The organism is Bisbaumannia salifodinae (assembly GCF_055388505.1).
The window spans coordinates 1,130,100-1,145,318 of record NZ_AP043781.1; the positions used below are offsets into that span (position 1 = coordinate 1,130,100).

At 69.8% G+C, this 15,219-nt stretch carries 10 protein-coding genes; 8 read left to right on the forward strand and 2 right to left on the reverse strand.

Annotated elements, in window-relative coordinates; translation table 11 throughout:
* Positions 1-12: 12 nt before the first annotated feature.
* A complete protein-coding gene (siaA, locus tag ACZ5EF_RS05200; RefSeq protein WP_346063714.1) occupies positions 13-2,043 on the reverse strand; it encodes a biofilm regulation protein phosphatase SiaA in 2,031 nt (676 codons plus the stop codon).
* A 191-nt stretch (positions 2,044-2,234) separates the two neighbouring features.
* Here siaA and ACZ5EF_RS05205 point away from each other — a divergent pair.
* Positions 2,235-3,595, forward strand: a protein-coding gene (locus ACZ5EF_RS05205; RefSeq protein WP_464122056.1) for an IS3 family transposase whose coding sequence is annotated in 2 segments (ribosomal slippage) — positions 2,235-2,691 and positions 2,691-3,595 — 1,362 coding nt in all. Because the reading frame shifts where the segments join, the coding sequence is not laid out codon by codon here.
* A 292-nt stretch (positions 3,596-3,887) separates the two neighbouring features.
* On the opposite strand, the gene ACZ5EF_RS05210 is transcribed toward ACZ5EF_RS05205, so the two are convergent.
* Positions 3,888-5,828 (reverse strand): exoribonuclease II, encoded by a 1,941-nt coding sequence (locus ACZ5EF_RS05210; protein WP_346062043.1) that lies wholly within the window; start codon positions 5,826-5,828, stop codon positions 3,888-3,890.
* A 388-nt stretch (positions 5,829-6,216) separates the two neighbouring features.
* Between ACZ5EF_RS05210 and ACZ5EF_RS05215 the strand changes: the two genes are divergently transcribed.
* The 7 genes from ACZ5EF_RS05215 (at position 6,217) to ACZ5EF_RS05245 (ending at position 15,218) form a co-directional block, all read left to right on the forward strand.
* Positions 6,217-6,951, forward strand: coding sequence for a GntR family transcriptional regulator (locus ACZ5EF_RS05215; protein WP_346062042.1), 735 nt, complete (start codon positions 6,217-6,219; stop codon positions 6,949-6,951).
* 8 nt (positions 6,952-6,959) lie between these two features.
* Positions 6,960-8,084, forward strand: a complete 1,125-nt coding sequence (gene nagA / locus ACZ5EF_RS05220) for an N-acetylglucosamine-6-phosphate deacetylase (protein ID WP_346062041.1) — start codon at positions 6,960-6,962, stop codon at positions 8,082-8,084.
* Complete coding sequence (locus tag ACZ5EF_RS05225; protein WP_346062040.1) at positions 8,075-9,094, forward strand: SIS domain-containing protein; 1,020 nt, start codon at positions 8,075-8,077, stop codon at positions 9,092-9,094. Before nagA ends, ACZ5EF_RS05225 begins: the two co-directional genes overlap by 10 nt.
* Positions 9,095-9,123: 29 nt before the next feature.
* Positions 9,124-11,712 (forward strand): phosphoenolpyruvate--protein phosphotransferase, encoded by a 2,589-nt coding sequence (gene ptsP / locus ACZ5EF_RS05230; protein WP_346062039.1) that lies wholly within the window; start codon positions 9,124-9,126, stop codon positions 11,710-11,712.
* 1 nt (position 11,713) lies between these two features.
* Entirely contained in the window at positions 11,714-13,426 is a 1,713-nt protein-coding gene (gene nagE, locus ACZ5EF_RS05235) for an N-acetylglucosamine-specific PTS transporter subunit IIBC (protein ID WP_346062038.1), read from the forward strand.
* A gap of 178 nt (positions 13,427-13,604) precedes the next feature.
* Positions 13,605-14,402: a Cof-type HAD-IIB family hydrolase gene (locus ACZ5EF_RS05240; protein WP_346062037.1), complete on the forward strand. Its 798-nt coding sequence runs from the start codon at positions 13,605-13,607 to the stop codon at positions 14,400-14,402.
* A gap of 90 nt (positions 14,403-14,492) precedes the next feature.
* On the forward strand, positions 14,493-15,218 hold the full coding sequence (locus tag ACZ5EF_RS05245; RefSeq protein WP_346062036.1) for a response regulator: 726 nt from the start codon (positions 14,493-14,495) through the stop codon (positions 15,216-15,218).
* Position 15,219: the final 1 nt, after the last annotated feature.

Here is a 15,219-nt window from a genome sequence, read left to right on the forward strand (position 1 = left end):
GTGGCTCCTTGGCTAGCGAGGCCCTGGCTGGGTCTCGGTCGGCGAGTGGGACGCCGGGCCCGCGGCGGGCTCGGCACGAAAGGCCAGCAGGGTAATATCGTCGCGCTGGGGCAGCTCGCCCCGATAGGCCGAGAGGGCCGCCTCGAAGGCGCGCATCTGTTCGGCCAGGGGGCGACCCGCCTGGGCCTTGAGCAGGGCCTCGAAGCGCGGGTTGCCGAAGCCGAAGCCGTGGCTGCCGCCGGCCTGGTCGAGGAAGCCGTCGCTGCACAGGGTATAGCTCCAGCCGGCCTGCAGGGGCAGCGACTGGTTAGTGTAGTGGCCCGGGCGGCGATGGCCCAGGGCGCGCTTGTTGGCCTTGAGGCGGATCAGCTCGTCGCCGTCGCTGGCATAGAGGTCGATCTTGGCCCCGGCATAAGTGAGCTCGCGACGCTGTGGATCGACCCACACCAGGCCCAGGTCCATATTGGTGGCGATGGAGGAGGGCAGGCGCTCGGCGGGCAGCAGCTCGCGGCCACGCCGGTCGATCTCGGTAAGCAGGGCGGCGGGATCATCGGCGCTATGGTGGGCGATGGCCTGGTCGATCAGGGCCCGGGCCAGCATGGTCATCATGGCGCCGGGTACGCCGTGGCCGGCACAGTCCACCACTCCCAGTAGATAGCCCCGCTCGGTGGCGCGGAACACATAGAAGTCGCCGCCCACCGTATCCCGGGGCTTCCACAGCACCCCGTAGTGGTGGCTCAGGTGCCGATCCAACTGAGTATCGGGCAGGATGGCGCGCTGGATGATGCTGGCGTACTGGATGGAGTCGCCCAGTTGCTGGTGGGCGGCGGCCACCTTCGCATGGGCCGCCTCCAGGGCCCGGGTGCGCTCGCGCACCTGCCCCTCCAGGTCGCGGGTATAGCGCTCCACCTGGTTGGCCATGCGCGAGAAGGCCTGGGAGAGGGCGCCGATCTCGTCGTCGCGGCCGGTGGGCAACCGGGAGCGGTAGTCGCCCCCGGCGATGGCCTGGGCCGAGGCCTTGAGGCGATTGAGTGGCGCCAGGATCAGGCGATCGGTGGCATAGGCGAAGGCCAACAGCAGGGTGCCCAGGATCAGCGTCAGGGCGATCACCAGGGTCCATAGCCAGCGACTCTCGAGGACCTGGGCCAGGCTGGTATCCAGGGCGGTGACCATCAGCCACTGCAGTTCCGGGATATAGCCGATGGTCAATAGCCTGGGCTGGTCTTCGATGGCCACCTCCAGGTGGTGAATGATGCCGGGGCGGCGCATGGCCTCCTGAAGGGCCTGGGTCACCCCGGCCCGGTGGTCGTCGTCCACCAGGTATTGGAGGCGTTGACCATCCTCGGCGCCAAAGGCGATATGGGTGGTGTCCGGGTGGGCCTGGATGGCCCCCCGGGGATCGACGACCATCGGCAGGATGCCCGCCGGAACATCGCGCATAAAGCGGTCGAGGAAGTCGCTAAGGTCGATGCTGCCCCCGGCCAGCCCCAGCAGCCTGCCGTTCTCCCGCACCTTGACGTTGAGCCAGATCATCGCCTGCTGCAGGGCGCGGTCGATATTGACGTTGATATTGTAGCTGGCGCTGCTGGCCATCAGATCGAAGTACCAGGCATCGTCCGGCTCGTCCCGGCTCAGGTGGTAGGTGGGCGTCATGCCGTTGGTGACCTGATCGGGGTCGCTGAAGAAGTAGGCGCCGCTGTCATGATCGACAATGAAGTAGGCCCGGCTGGAGAACTGCCCGCGAAAGCCTTCGGCCTCCTCGAGGAAGCGGGCGCGGCGCTCGGCATCGTCGGGGGCTTCCAGCCACTCCCGGGTGACCACCGAGTCGGCGAAGCGCCGCGACAGGGCCAACTCCCGGGTGACGGGGGCGACGATCCGCTGCATATGCAGCAGGGTGTAGTTCTCGGCATAGGCCCGAGCGAAGTGGCGGTGGATATCGTCGATGGCCTTCCAGCCGATCAGCGCGGCGGGAATCAGGGCCAGGAGACAAGCCAGCAGCAGAGTCACCACGGACTTGCCGCGCAGGCCGAGAAGCGCTGCCATGGTTAAGGGGTTCCCCTGTGATCAGGCCTGGCATCTGGCCGGCCCGGGTTATCGTCGTTATTCGGCTTACTTTGCCATAAAGTGATTTTACGGGCGAGTCACAGATGGTGACATGGCTCAACAAAAAGGCCCCGGAGTTCTGAACTGCACCCCGAAAGTTGGACACCCAATCCAACCTTCGGGGTGTTTTTATGAAGAAGCGATACGGCGAGAGGTTCAAGCTGCTGGTGGCACAGCAGGCTTTGCACGATGACACCAGCTTGAGGGAGGTAGCTCGCCAGCATGGTCTGGACCATTCCCTGGTACGGAAATGGCGGGACAACTATCGTCAGCATGGCGTGGTGGGGCTGCGCAAGAAATACACGCACCGCAGCGCGGCCTTCAAGCTGGAAGTCCTTGAGACGATGTGGCGAGATGGCTTGTCACGGCGCCAGGCGGAGGCCCTGTTCGATATCCGTGAGTCCGGTGTCATTGGCAAATGGGAGCGTCAATACCATAGTGGTGGTCTGACTGCGTTAGCACCGAAGCACAAGGGACGCCGCCCGATGACCAAAAAGCCGCCTTCTCCACCACCCCCGCCTGATGCAGAGCGCTCCCATGACGAGTTGCTCGAAGAGCTGGCGTATCTGCGGGCGGAGAACGCCTACCTAAAAAAGCTCGATGCCTTGATCCGGGAGAAGCGGACGACAACGCAGGGCAGAAAGCCCAAGTCGTCCAAGGGTTAAGGCACGAGCATTCGCTGGCTCTGCTGCTGCGTGCGGCTGAGCTACCGCGCAGCACGTTCTACTACCAGATCCGGGCCTTGGGCGCTGATGATCGGTACGCGCCCCTGAAGGCGCGTATCCGGGCGATCTATGACCGCCACAAGGGGCGCTATGGCTACCGGCGTATCACCGCCGTCCTGCGGCAGGCGGGTGAGGCGATCAATCACAAGACCGTCCAGCGGCTGATGCAGCAGTTGGGCTTGAAGTCCCTGGTTCGCCCCAAGCGGTATCGCGCCTACCGTGGGGCGGAAGGCTACGCCGCTCCCAATACGTTGCAGCGTCGATTTCAGGCTCAGCGTCCCCATCAGCGGTGGGTGACGGACATCACCGAATTCAAGGTCAATGGCCAGAAGCTCTACCTGTCACCGGTCATGGATCTGTATAACGGCGAGATCATTGCCTTCCAGACAGGACCGCGCCCGGTGTTCGACTTGGTGAAGGGTATGCTGAAGAAAGCCTTTGGCAGGCTGATGCCAGGGGATCGGCCGCTGCTCCACTCGGATCAGGGATGGCATTACCGACATCCCAGCTATCGCCGCCTGGTGGTCGAGCAGCGGATACTCCGCAGCATGTCGCGGAAAGGGAACTGTCTGGACAATGCTGCGATGGAGAGCTTCTTTGGCACCCTGAAGTCCGAGTACTACCATCTGAACCGGTTCGACACCGTGGAGCAGCTGCAGCAAGGCCTCGAGCGTTATATCCATTACTACAACCACGAGCGCATCAAGATGAAACTAAAAGGCCTGAGCCCTGTGCAGTACAGGACTCAGGCCTTGAGCACCGGCTGAGTGAACCGTCCAACTATTGGGGGTCAGTTCATTCTGAACTCCGGGGCCTCGGGGCCTTATTCACATCGTGGGGCTTATTCGCTGGGGCGAGCCACCAGGGAGCGGGTCTCTTCCCGGGCCTCGGTCAGTGCCACGCGAACCGGATCGCCGTGCCCTGAAATCGGCGCTCCGAGCGTTACCGGCTTATTCGCTGGGGCGAGCCACCAGGGAGCGGGTCTCTTCCCGGGCCTCGGTCAGGGCCACGCGAACCGGATCGCCGTGCCCTGAAATCGGCGCTCCGAGCGTTACCGGCTTATTCGCTGGGGCGGGCGACCAGCGAACGGGTCTCTTCCCGGGCCTCGGTCAGCGCCACGCGAACCGGATCGCCGAGCTTGTAACGCTCTTCCCCTTCGACCTGGATGCGCCCCTCCTTGTCGTCGATGGCCACCTTGTCGCGGTCGCTGTGGATCAGCGGTGCCGGCACGAAGGCGGTGGCGCCGTTGGCGGTGAGGCGTACCCGCATGCCGCCGCGGTTAATGGCGATCACCTCGGCGTCGAAGGCTTCCTGGGCCTTGGCGGCGGGGGTCAGGTAGCGCACATAGAGCCAGTCCTTGACGTCGCGCTCGGCCATGCGATTGAGGCGACGGCGCTCGGTGAGCTGCTCGGTGAGCGCGAGGCTGGCCTCGGCGGGGGCCTGCTCGCCCTTGAGGACCCGCTTGATCAGGCGGTGATTGACCATATCGCCATACTTGCGGATCGGCGAGGTCCAGGTGGCGTAGGCGGGCAGCCCCAGGCCGAAGTGGGGGCCGGGCCGGGCGGACATGCTGGTAAAGCCCTGGAAACGGCGCAGGCGGGCATCCAGCCAGGCGTCGTCGCGGCCTTCCAGCTCACGCTTGAGTTCCTTGTAGCGGGACAGCTCGGTGAGGGCCTCGCGCTCCACCTGGATCGCCTGGCTGGCCAGGAACTCCTGGGCGGCCTCGGCCTTCTCGTCCTCGAAGGCGCGGTGCACGTTGAAGATGCCATGACCCACCTGCTCGGCCAGCAGGTCGGCGCAGCAGGCGTTGGCGGCGATCATCGACTCCTCGATCATGCGATTGGCGATGCGCCGCTCCTCGGTGCGGATCGCCAGCACATTGCCCGCCTCGTCCAGGTCGAAGACATAGTCGGGACGATCCTTGAACACCAGGGCGTGCTCGGCGCGCCAGGCGCTGCGTGCCTCGGTCAGATCGCGCAGCGCCTTGAGCTGCTCGCCGATGGCGTCCTCCGGGGCCCAGTCGCCCTGACCCTCCAGCCAGTCGGAGACCCGATCATAGGCCAGCTTGGCGTGGGAGGTGGCCGTCGCGGCGAAGAAGCGGTAGTCGCCGAAGCTGCCGTCGGCATGGACGGTCAGGGTGCAGGCCAGCACCGGCCGCTCCTGGCCCTCCCACAGGGAGCAGAGGTCATCGGCCAACTGCTCGGGCAGCATGGTGACGTTCTGGCCCGGCAGGTAGACGGTGAAGGCGCGGGTGCGGGCCTCGAGATCCGCCGCATGGCCCTCTTCCACATAGGCGGTGGGGTCGGCGATGGCCACGGTCAGGTCCCAGCCACCGTCCTCCCGGACACGGATGCGCAGGGCGTCGTCCATGTCCCGGGTCTTCTCGCCGTCAATGGTGAAGAAGGGCTCGGCGGTGAGGTCCTCGCGCTCGAGGCCCTCGTCGCGCAGCGGCCAGTCGCTGCCGGCGTCGGGGCACTCCTGCTCCAGGGCATGGCGGGCCAGGGTCACCCGCCAGGGCACCGCCGGGTTGTCGGCCTTGGCCACCAGCTCGTCGATCTGGGTAAAGAAGGCGCGATCGTCGGGCTTGAGGGGGTGGCGCACCAGGCGCGCCACGACCCAGTCGCCGTCGCCGATGCTCTCCTCGTCGAGGCTGCGCTTGATGCGCGCCTTGAGGACATTCTTGATGGACGGGTGGTCCGGCACGACCGCCAGGCGCCCCTCGCGCTTCTGCACCCGGGCGACGAAGCGCGTCAGGCCGATCTCGATCAGGGTGTCCGGTTCCACCGACTTCTTCTCGCCCTCCTCGTGGAGGATGGCTTCCACCCGGTCGCCATGCAGCACCTGCTTCATGGCGGGGGGCGGCACGAAGTAGGAGTCGCCGTCGTCGGTCTCCAGGAAGCCGAAGCCCTTGTCGGTGGCTTTGATCACGCCCTCCACGCGGGGCGTACTGGAGCGGATCTGTTGCTTGAGCTGAGCAAGCATGGCGTTGTTCTGCAGCATCGGACACTTTCAGGTGGCGGGGTGAGAGGCTGCCACTATACGGATTCCCACGCGTGGCGCCAATCGCGCGCCTCCTGAAGTTCGCTTTGGCCCCGATTTCTCAAGAACCTGCATCGTCTCAGCACTAAGTCCCGGGGCTACCCTGGGGGCAGGCACTCCGCGAAGACGCGGTGAACCCCTCCCTGGGCGCTCGGCTTTTTCGTCCCTGAAAAAGACGCTTCGCTCCGGCCTGCCCCCAGCGCCCCTACTCTAGAGAGAAAGCTCTGATCTTCTATCGGCGGAGGCCCCTATTCCACCAAGGTCGTAGTGAAGTGGTATTTGATTGGTATCAATGTGGGTCTATAGTGGTATTAGATTGGTATGGCACCCCCAGTACAGGGAGAGACCCATGGATCCACGCTTCACGCAGCTGCGCCTCGATCCCCAGGGCGCGACCCCCCTCTACCAGCAGCTGGCCCGCCAACTGGAGCAGGCCATCGAGACCGGCTCCTGGCAGGCCGGCGAGGCACTGCCCTCGGAGCGCAACCTGGCCGAGAGCCTGGAGGTCTCGCGGATCACCGCCCGCAAGGCCCTGGATCGCCTGGCCGAGCTGGGGCTGATCCGCCGCAGCCGCGGCTCCGGCACCTTTATTACCCCACGCCTCAATCAATCCCTGTCGCGGCTCTCCAGTTTTACCGAACTGCTCACCCAGCGCGGCTTCACCCCCAGCTCCCACTGGCTGGAGCGCAGCCTGGCCAACCCCAGCGTGGAGGAGGGCATGCGCCTGGGTCTGGGCGCCGATGCCCGGGTGGCGCGCCTCAAGCGCCTGCGCCTGGCCGACGACGTCGTGATGGCGGTGGAGGAGAGCTGCCTGCCGGCCGCGGTGCTGCCCGACCCTCAAGCGGTGGAGACCTCCCTCTATGCGGTGCTGGAGGACGGCGGCAAGCGGGTGGCCCGGGCCCTGCAGCATGTCACCGCCATCAATGCCGACGCCGAGCTGGCGGCACTCGCCGAGGTGCCGGAGGGCCAGGCCCTGCTCAAGGTGACGCGCCTGGGCTATCTCGCCGACGGCACCCCGGCGGAGCTTACCGTCACCTACTGCCGCACCGACTACTACGACTTTATGGTCGAGCTGACCCGCTAGGAGGCCCCATGCTGTACGGCAATATCCTCACCCCCGAGGGCTGGCGCCTGGGGGAGATCCACTGGGACGGCGGGCGCATCACGCGCCTGACCGGCGAGCCGGTGGATCCCGACACCAATGAGCACCCGCGGCTGCTGCCCGGCTTCGTCGACCTGCACGTGCATGGCGGCGGCGGCGCCGACACCATGGAGGGGGGCGCGGCCCTGGCCACCCTGGCGCGCACCCATGTGCGCTTCGGCACCACCCGCTTGCTGGCCACCACCATGACCGCCCCGGACGCCGAGATTCGCCGGGTGCTGGGCGAGATCGCCGCCTATATGGCCGACCCCGATCCCCGGGCCGCCGGGGTGCTGGGGGTGCATCTGGAGGGGCCCTATATCAACCCCGGCAAGCTCGGTGCCCAGCCGGCCCATGCCCGCAGCGGCCCGATCGGGGAGGTGGATGCGCTCTGCGCCCTGGCGCCGATCCGTCTGGTCACCCTGGCCCCGGAGCTGGCCGGCCACCACGCGTTGATTCGCCACCTCAGCGAGCGCGGCGTGCGGGTCCAGTTGGGCCACACCCTGGGCAGCTACGAGGAGGGGGTCGAGGCCCTGGCCCACGGTGCCTGTGGCTTCACCCACCTGTTCAATGCCATGACCGGCCTGCACCACCGCAAGCCGGGCATGGTCGGCGCGGCCCTGGCCCATGCCCAGTACGCCGAGCTGATCCCCGACCTGCTGCATGTGCACCCCGGGGCCATCCGCACCGCCCTGCGCTGCATCCCCAACCTCTATGCGGTCACCGACTCCACCGCCGCCGCTGGCATGCCCGACGGCGATTACCGGCTGGGCGAGCAGACCGTCACCAAGTGCCTGGGCGGAGTGCGCCTGGCCGACGGCACCCTGGCCGGCAGCACCCTGACCATGGATCAGGCGCTGCGCAACTTCGTCGGCCTGGGCCTCTCCCTGGCCGAGGCCTCGGATCGCCTGTCGCGTTTCCCCGCCGACTTCCTCGGCCAGGGCGAGATCGGCCGCCTGCAGGAGGGCGCCCTGGCCGACCTGGTGGTCCTCGATCCCCAACTCCAACTCCAAGCGGTCTTCGTCGAGGGCCGTGATGTCTCTGGCAACGTCCAAGGAGCCCCCGCATGTCCCTGATGCTCGAAGAAGCCCGTAACGCCCCGGAGCGCATCCGCGGCCAGCTGCAACGCAACCAGGCCCTGCTCGCCGACCTGGGCGAGCGCCTGCGCCTCGCCGAGCCCGCCGCCGCGGTCACCGTGGCCCGGGGCAGTTCCGATCACGCCGCCGGCTACTTCGCCTACCAGTGCATGAAGCGCCGCGGCATCCCGGTGGCGTCCTTGCCGCCCTCGCTGACTACCCTGGCCAAGGCCCCCTGGCGCCTTAACGGCCAGCTGGCCCTGGCGGTCTCCCAGTCGGGGCAGAGTCCCGACCTGGTGGCCACCCAGCAGGCGCTGGCCGCCGCCGGTGCCCGCACCCTGGCCCTGGTCAATACTCCCCAGTCGCCCCTGGGTGCGGCCAGCGATACCGAGATTCCCCTCTATGCGGGGGAGGAGAAGAGCGTGGCCGCCACCAAGAGCTACCTGGCCACGCTTTCCGCCATGGCCCAGCTGATCGGCCACTGGCAGGAGGATCGCGGCCTGCTCGGCGCCCTGGACGACCTGCCCGAGCGCCTGACCCGGGCCCTGGCGATGGACTGGTCACCCGCCATCGAGGCCCTGAGCGGCGCCGACAAGCTGATGGTGATCGGCCGCGGCGCCGGCCTCGCCGTGGCCCAGGAGGCGGCACTCAAGTTCAAGGAGACCTGCGCCATCCAGGCCGAGCCCTTCAGCGGCGCCGAGGTGCGACACGGCCCCATGGCGCTGATCGGTCCCGACTACCCGGTGCTGGTGTTCGCCCCCCCGGGGCCGGAACAGGCCGGCCTGCTGGAGCTGGCCGAGTGGCTCGAGGGCGTCGGCGCCCGGGTGCTGCTGGCCGCCGACGAGGGCGTGGCGAAGCGCCGGCTGACCCTGGTGGATGCCGGCCACGAGGCCCTGCAGCCGCTATCGGTGATCCAGAGCTTCTACGTCATGGTGGCCGGCCTGGCGGCGGCCCGGGGCAGCGACCCGGACCGCCCCCGGCACCTCAACAAGGTCACCTGCACCCTGTAACGCCTAACAATAATATCGGGAGTCTTCCCATGTCCGATTCCAGCCAAACCCTGACCCTGCTGGCCCCCGTGGCGGGGCTGGTGGTGCCTCTCGCCGCGGTGCCCGACCCGGTCTTCGCCGGCCTGGCCCTGGGCGAGGGCATCGCCCTCGACCCCCTCGGCGAGTGCCTGCATGCCCCCTGCGACGGCGAGGTGGTGCAGTGTGCCCGCACCCACCACGCCCTGACCCTGAGAACCGAGGCCGGGCTGGAGCTGCTGCTCCACCTGGGCCTGGATACCGTGGAACTCCAGGGGCGGGGGATCGAGCCCCTGGTGGCCGTGGGCGACCGGGTGCGTGCCGGCGATCCCCTGTGCCGCTTCGATGCCGACGCCCTGGCCCGGGGCGCCAGCGCCCTGATCACCCCCCTGGTGATCACCGAGGCCGCCGGCTGGCGGCTGCGTGAGCCGACCCTCACGGCCGGCTCGCGGGTCGCCCTGGGCGAGCCGCTGCTGGTGCTGGAGGCGGTGGTGGCGGAAAGCCGCGAGACGGTGGCCGGTGGACCCGAGGCCGAGCGGCGCCTGACCCTGGCCCTGGCGGCGGGCCTGCATGCCCGCCCCGCGGCACGCCTGCGGGCCATCGCCCGGGAACATGGCGTTAGCTTGGCACTAGATCACGAGGGCGCCGATAGCCCCAGTGCCAGCGCCGAGAGTGTTAGCGCCCTGATGAACCTGGGGCTCACTCAGGGCAGCGTCCTGCGCCTGACCGCCCGGGGAGAAAACGCCGAGGCGGCCCTGGACGCCGCCGAGGTGCTGCTTACCACCCCCGAGGCCGAGGCGCATCCCGCCCCCACGCCCCAGGTGGCGTCGGGCGAGGCGCTGGGGGAGGCATTAGGGGAGGGCGAGCTGGCCGGCCTGGTGGCCAGCTCCGGCCTGGCCCTGGGGCCGCTGGTGCATTATCGGCCGCCGCTGCCCGCCGTGCCCCATGACGGCGAGGGCGAGGCCGTGGAGGCGCCGCGCCTGACCCAGGCACTGACTCGGGTCGGCGAGGCCCTGGCCCGGGACGAAGCCGAGGCGACCCGCAGCGGGCAGGCCGCCGAGGCGGAGATCTTCGCCGCCCATGGCGCCTGGCTGGCGGACCCGGACCTGGCGGCGGCGGCGGGGGAGCGCCTCCGTGCGGGGCGTGGCGCCGGCCAGGCCTGGCGGGAGGCCCTGGACGCCGAGGCCGAGCGCCTCACCGCCACCGGCAATGCCCTGCTGGCCGCCCGGGTCGCCGACCTGCGCGATCTGCAGCGGCGGGTGATGGCGGAGCTCAGCGAGGCGGCGGAGCCTGCCCTGCCCGAATTCCCCGAGGGGGCCCTGCTGGTGGCCGAGGAGCTGACCCCCTCGGAGCTGGTGGCGGTGGCGGCCCGCCGCCCCGCCGGGCTCTGCCTGGCCGGCGGCGGCACCACCTCCCATGTGGCGATCCTGGCCCGGGCCCGGGGCCTTCCCTGCCTGGTGGCCATGGGGCCGGCCCTGCTGACGGCGGTCGACGCGGCCCCCAGCGAGCACGCCATCCTGGATGCCGAGCGCGGTCGCCTGGCGGTGGCACCGAGCGAGGCCCGGGTCGCCGAGGTCAGCGCGCGGATCGAGGCCCGCCGGCATGAGGCCGAGGCGGCCCGGGCGGCGGCCTTCGAGGCCGCCATCACCCGGGACGGTCGCGAGGTGGAGGTGTGCGCCAATATCGGCGGCGCCGAGGAGGCGCGCCTGGCCGCGGAGGCCGGGGCCGATGGCGTGGGCCTGCTGCGCAGCGAATTCCTCTTCCTGGAGCGCGACAGCGCCCCCGACGAGGCCACCCAGCGTGACGAATACCAGGCCGCCCTGGCGGCCCTGGGCGGCAAGCCGGTGATCATCCGCACCCTGGATATCGGCGCCGACAAGCAGCTCCCCTACCTGCGCCTGCCGGCGGTGCCCAACCCGGCGCTGGGCGTGCGCGGCGCCCGCCTCTGGGCCAGCCACCCCGAGCTGCTGGAGACCCAGCTCAGGGCCCTGCTCGGCGTCACGCCCTTGGAGACGCTGCATATCATGCTGCCCATGATCAGCGAGGCCGGCGAGCTGCGCCAGGTGCGCCAGCGCCTGGAGGCCATCGCCGCTGAGCTGGGCCTCACCGCGCGGCCGCGCCTGGGGGCGATGATCGAGGTGCCCAGCGCCGCCCTCTGTGCCGCCAGCCTCGCCGCCGAGGCGGACTTCCTCTCCATCGGCACCAACGACCTGACCCAGTACACCCTGGCCATGGATCGCGAGGATCCGGCCCTGACCGCCCGGGCCGACGTGCTGCACCCGGCGGTGCTGCGGCTGATCCAGGCCACGGTGGCCGGCGCCAGGGGACGCTGCCCGGTGGGGGTGTGCGGCGCCGCCGCCGGCGACGACCTGGCCGCGCCCCTGCTGGTGGCGCTGGGCGTCGACGAACTCTCCGTGGAGCCGGCCCGGGTGCCGGCGGTGAAGGCCGCCCTGCGGCGCCTGGACGCCGCCGCCCTGGCCGCCGAGCTGCCCGAGCTGCTGGCCCTGGACGATGCCGCCGCGGTGCGCGAGCGCCTCACCGCCTGGCTGGCCCGGACCGACGCCACCACCACAACAACGACAACGACCCTCGAGAGGTGCTGAGATGTCTACCACGACCCTGGGATCCCGCCTGATGGGCGGGCTACAGCGGCTCGGCCGCTCCCTGATGCTGCCCATCGCGGTGCTGCCCATCGCCGGCCTGCTGCTGCGCCTGGGCCAGCCCGACCTGCTGGATATCGCCTTTATCGCCAGTGCCGGCGAGGCGATCTTCGCCAACCTGGCGCTGATCTTCGCCATCGGCCTGGCGGTGGGCTTCGCCAACGACAACAACGGCGCCGCCGGCCTGGCCGGGGTGATCGGTTACCTGGTGCTGGACGCCGTGCTTACCGCCCTCAACCCCGAGATCGATATGGGGGTGCTGGCGGGCATCATCATCGGCAGCGTGGCGGGCCTGCTCTATAACCGCTACCACGCGATCCAGCTGCCGGAATACCTGGCCTTCTTCGGCGGGCGACGCTTCGTGCCCATCGCCACCGGCCTGGCCGCCGTGGCCCTGGGGGTGTTCTTCGGCCTGGTCTGGCCGCCGGTGCAGCATGGCATCGATGCTCTCGGCCAGTGGCTGATCGACGCCGGCGAGCTGGGCCTGTTCGTCTACGGCACCCTCAACCGCCTGCTGATCGTCACCGGCCTGCACCATGTGCTCAACAGCCTGGTGTGGTTCGTCTTCGGCAGCTTCGAGGCGGCCTCCGGGGTGGTGGCCAGCGGCGACCTCAACCGCTTCTTCGCCGGCGACCCCGAGGCGGGCCGCTTCATGGCGGGTTTCTTCCCGGTGATGATGTTCGGCCTGCCGGCGGCGGCGCTGGCCATGTACCACGCCGCGCCCAAGGGGCGGCGTGCCCAGGTGGGCGGCCTGCTGCTGTCGCTGGCGCTGACCGCCTTCCTCACCGGGGTCACCGAGCCCATCGAGTTCACCTTCATGTTCCTGGCGCCGCTGCTCTATGGCCTGCATGCGGTGCTGACCGGCGTCTCCATGGCGCTGCTGCACTGGCTCGACGTCAAGCTCGGCTTCACCTTCTCCGCCGGGGCCTTCGACTTCGCCCTCTCCTATGGGCTCTCCACCAATGGCTGGCTGATGCTGCCGGTGGGCCTGGCCTACTTCGCCCTCTACTACACGGTGTTCCGCTGGGCCATCCTGCGCTTCGACCTGCCCACCCCGGGCCGCGAGCCGGAAACCGCGGCGCCCGTCGCATCCCATGCCGCCGGCGAGCGCGGCCCGGCCTTCGTCGCCGCCCTGGGCGGGGCGGGCAACCTCACCAGCGTCGGCGCCTGCACCACCCGGCTGCGCCTGGTGCTGGAGAACCCCGAGGCCATCGATGAGGCGGCCCTCAAGGGGCTGGGCTCCCGGGGCATCATGCGCCTGCAGGGCGGCGGCCTCCAGGTGATCCTCGGTCCCATCGCGGATGGGGTGGCCGACGAGATTCGCGCCGCCATGGCCGCCCAGGGCACGGCGCCCGTGGCCGCAGCGACGCCGGCGCCCGAGGCCGGGGAAGCACCCCAGCCCCACGCTATCCCGGCCATCGATGCCCAGGCGCGTCAGGCCTGGCACCGGGCCCTGGGAGGCGAGGGCAATCTGCGCAGCGCCACGGCGGTGGCCGCCACCCGGCTGCGCCTGGAACTGGCCGATGCCCAGGCCCTGGACGAGGCGGCCCTGGCCGGCCTCGGCGCCCAGGCGGTCCAGCGCCTGGAGCGGGGCGTGATCCATGTGCTGCTGGGCGAACGGGCCGTCGCCGTGGCCCGGGGGCTGAGCGACGCCTAAGACAGCCATCGTGTCCTAGGGCCGGCCCCGATCATTCGGGGCCGGCCCTATCGTTTCTACACCGGCCCCAGCGCCCCTTAGCGATTCCCACCGTAATAGCCTGACTCACTGCCGTTACGACTAGGAGTCCCCGGGGTGAATCGGTTAAGCTGAGGCGCCCTGATTCCGGGAGCGCCCCATGACCCCACGCCTGATCGTCTCCGACCTGGATGGCACCCTGCTGGGCGCCGACCATGACCTGGCCCCGCGCACCGTCGCCGTGCTGCGGGCCCTGGCCGAGCGGGGCCATCACCTGGCCTTCGCCTCCGGGCGCCACTATCGGGACATGCTGGCCTATCGGGAACGCCTCGGGGTGCCGGTGCACCTGATCAGCACCAATGGCGCCTATCTCCACGACCCGGCGGGACGCCTGCTGGCGGCCCGTCACCTTGACGCGGCCCGGGCCCGGGCGCTGATCGCCCTGGAGCGCCCCGCCGAGGTGCGCCTCAACCTCTACCGGGACGATGACTGGCTGATCGACGCCGAGGCGCCGCGGCTGCTGGCGCTGCATGCCGCCACCGGTTTCGGCTATCGGGTGGTGGCGCCTGACGCCCTGGACGGCGAACGCGTCGGCAAGGTGCTCTATATCGGCGACCCGGATCATCTGGCGCGCCTGGAGGCCCAGGCCCTGGCGCACCATGGGCAGGCCCTGCATATCACCTATTCCACCGCCAATGCCCTGGAGATCATGGCCGGCGGGGTCAACAAGGGCACCGCCCTGACGGCCCTGCTCGAGCGCCTGGGACTGGCCCCCGAGGCCTGCCTGGCCTTCGGCGACAACCTCAATGACACCGAGATGCTCCGGCTTGCCGGCGAGGCCCAGGTGATGGCCAACGCCCACCCGGAGCTGGCCGGCCGGGTGCCCGAGGCGCGGCGCATCGGCCACCATGGCGAGGCGGCGGTGGCCGAGTGGCTGAGCGAGCGCTTCGCCCTCTGAGCCTGCGACCTTGGTCGCGGTCGCCTTGTCGCCGCCCTGGCCCTGTCCCATGATCGATAACCCATCACCCCTCAGCGCGGGATGCCCGCCATGACGACGACGCCTGCCACCCTGATCGTGGTCGATGACGACCCCGAGATCCGCGAGCTGCTGGCCGACTACCTGGGCCGCCACGGCTACCGGGCCCTGACCGCCGAGGACGGCGAGGCCCTGCGCGCCCTGCTGGCCCGGGAGACCCCGGACCTGCTGATCGTCGACCTGATGCTGCCCGGCGACGACGGCTTCACCCTCTGTCGCGAGCTGCGCCGCGACAGCGAGGTGCCGATCATCATGCTCACCGCCAGCGCCGACGAGACCGATCGCATCCTCGGCCTGGAGCTGGGCGCCGACGACTACCTGGGCAAGCCCTTCAATCCCCGCGAGCTGCTGGCCCGCATCAAGGCGGTGCTGCGCCGCACGCGGGGCGTTTCCACGCCGCCCAGCGCGGCCCAGGCGCGGCTGGTGGCCTTCGGCGACTGGCGCCTGGACCGGGTGAGCCGGGAGCTGATCGATGCCGAGGAGGCGCGCACCACCCTCTCCGGGGCCGACTTCCAGCTGCTGCAGGTGTTCCTCGACCACCCCGAGGAGGTGCTCTCCCGGGAGGCGCTCTTCGAGCTGACCCGGGGGCGGCCGGCGCCGCCCCTGGATCGCTCCATCGATGTGCATGTGTGCCGGTTGCGCCAGCGCCTGGGCGAGGACGCCCAGCACTCGCAACTGATCCGCACCGTGCGCGGCGCCGGCTATGTGCTGGCCACCCGGGTCGAGGTGCTCGCCTAGG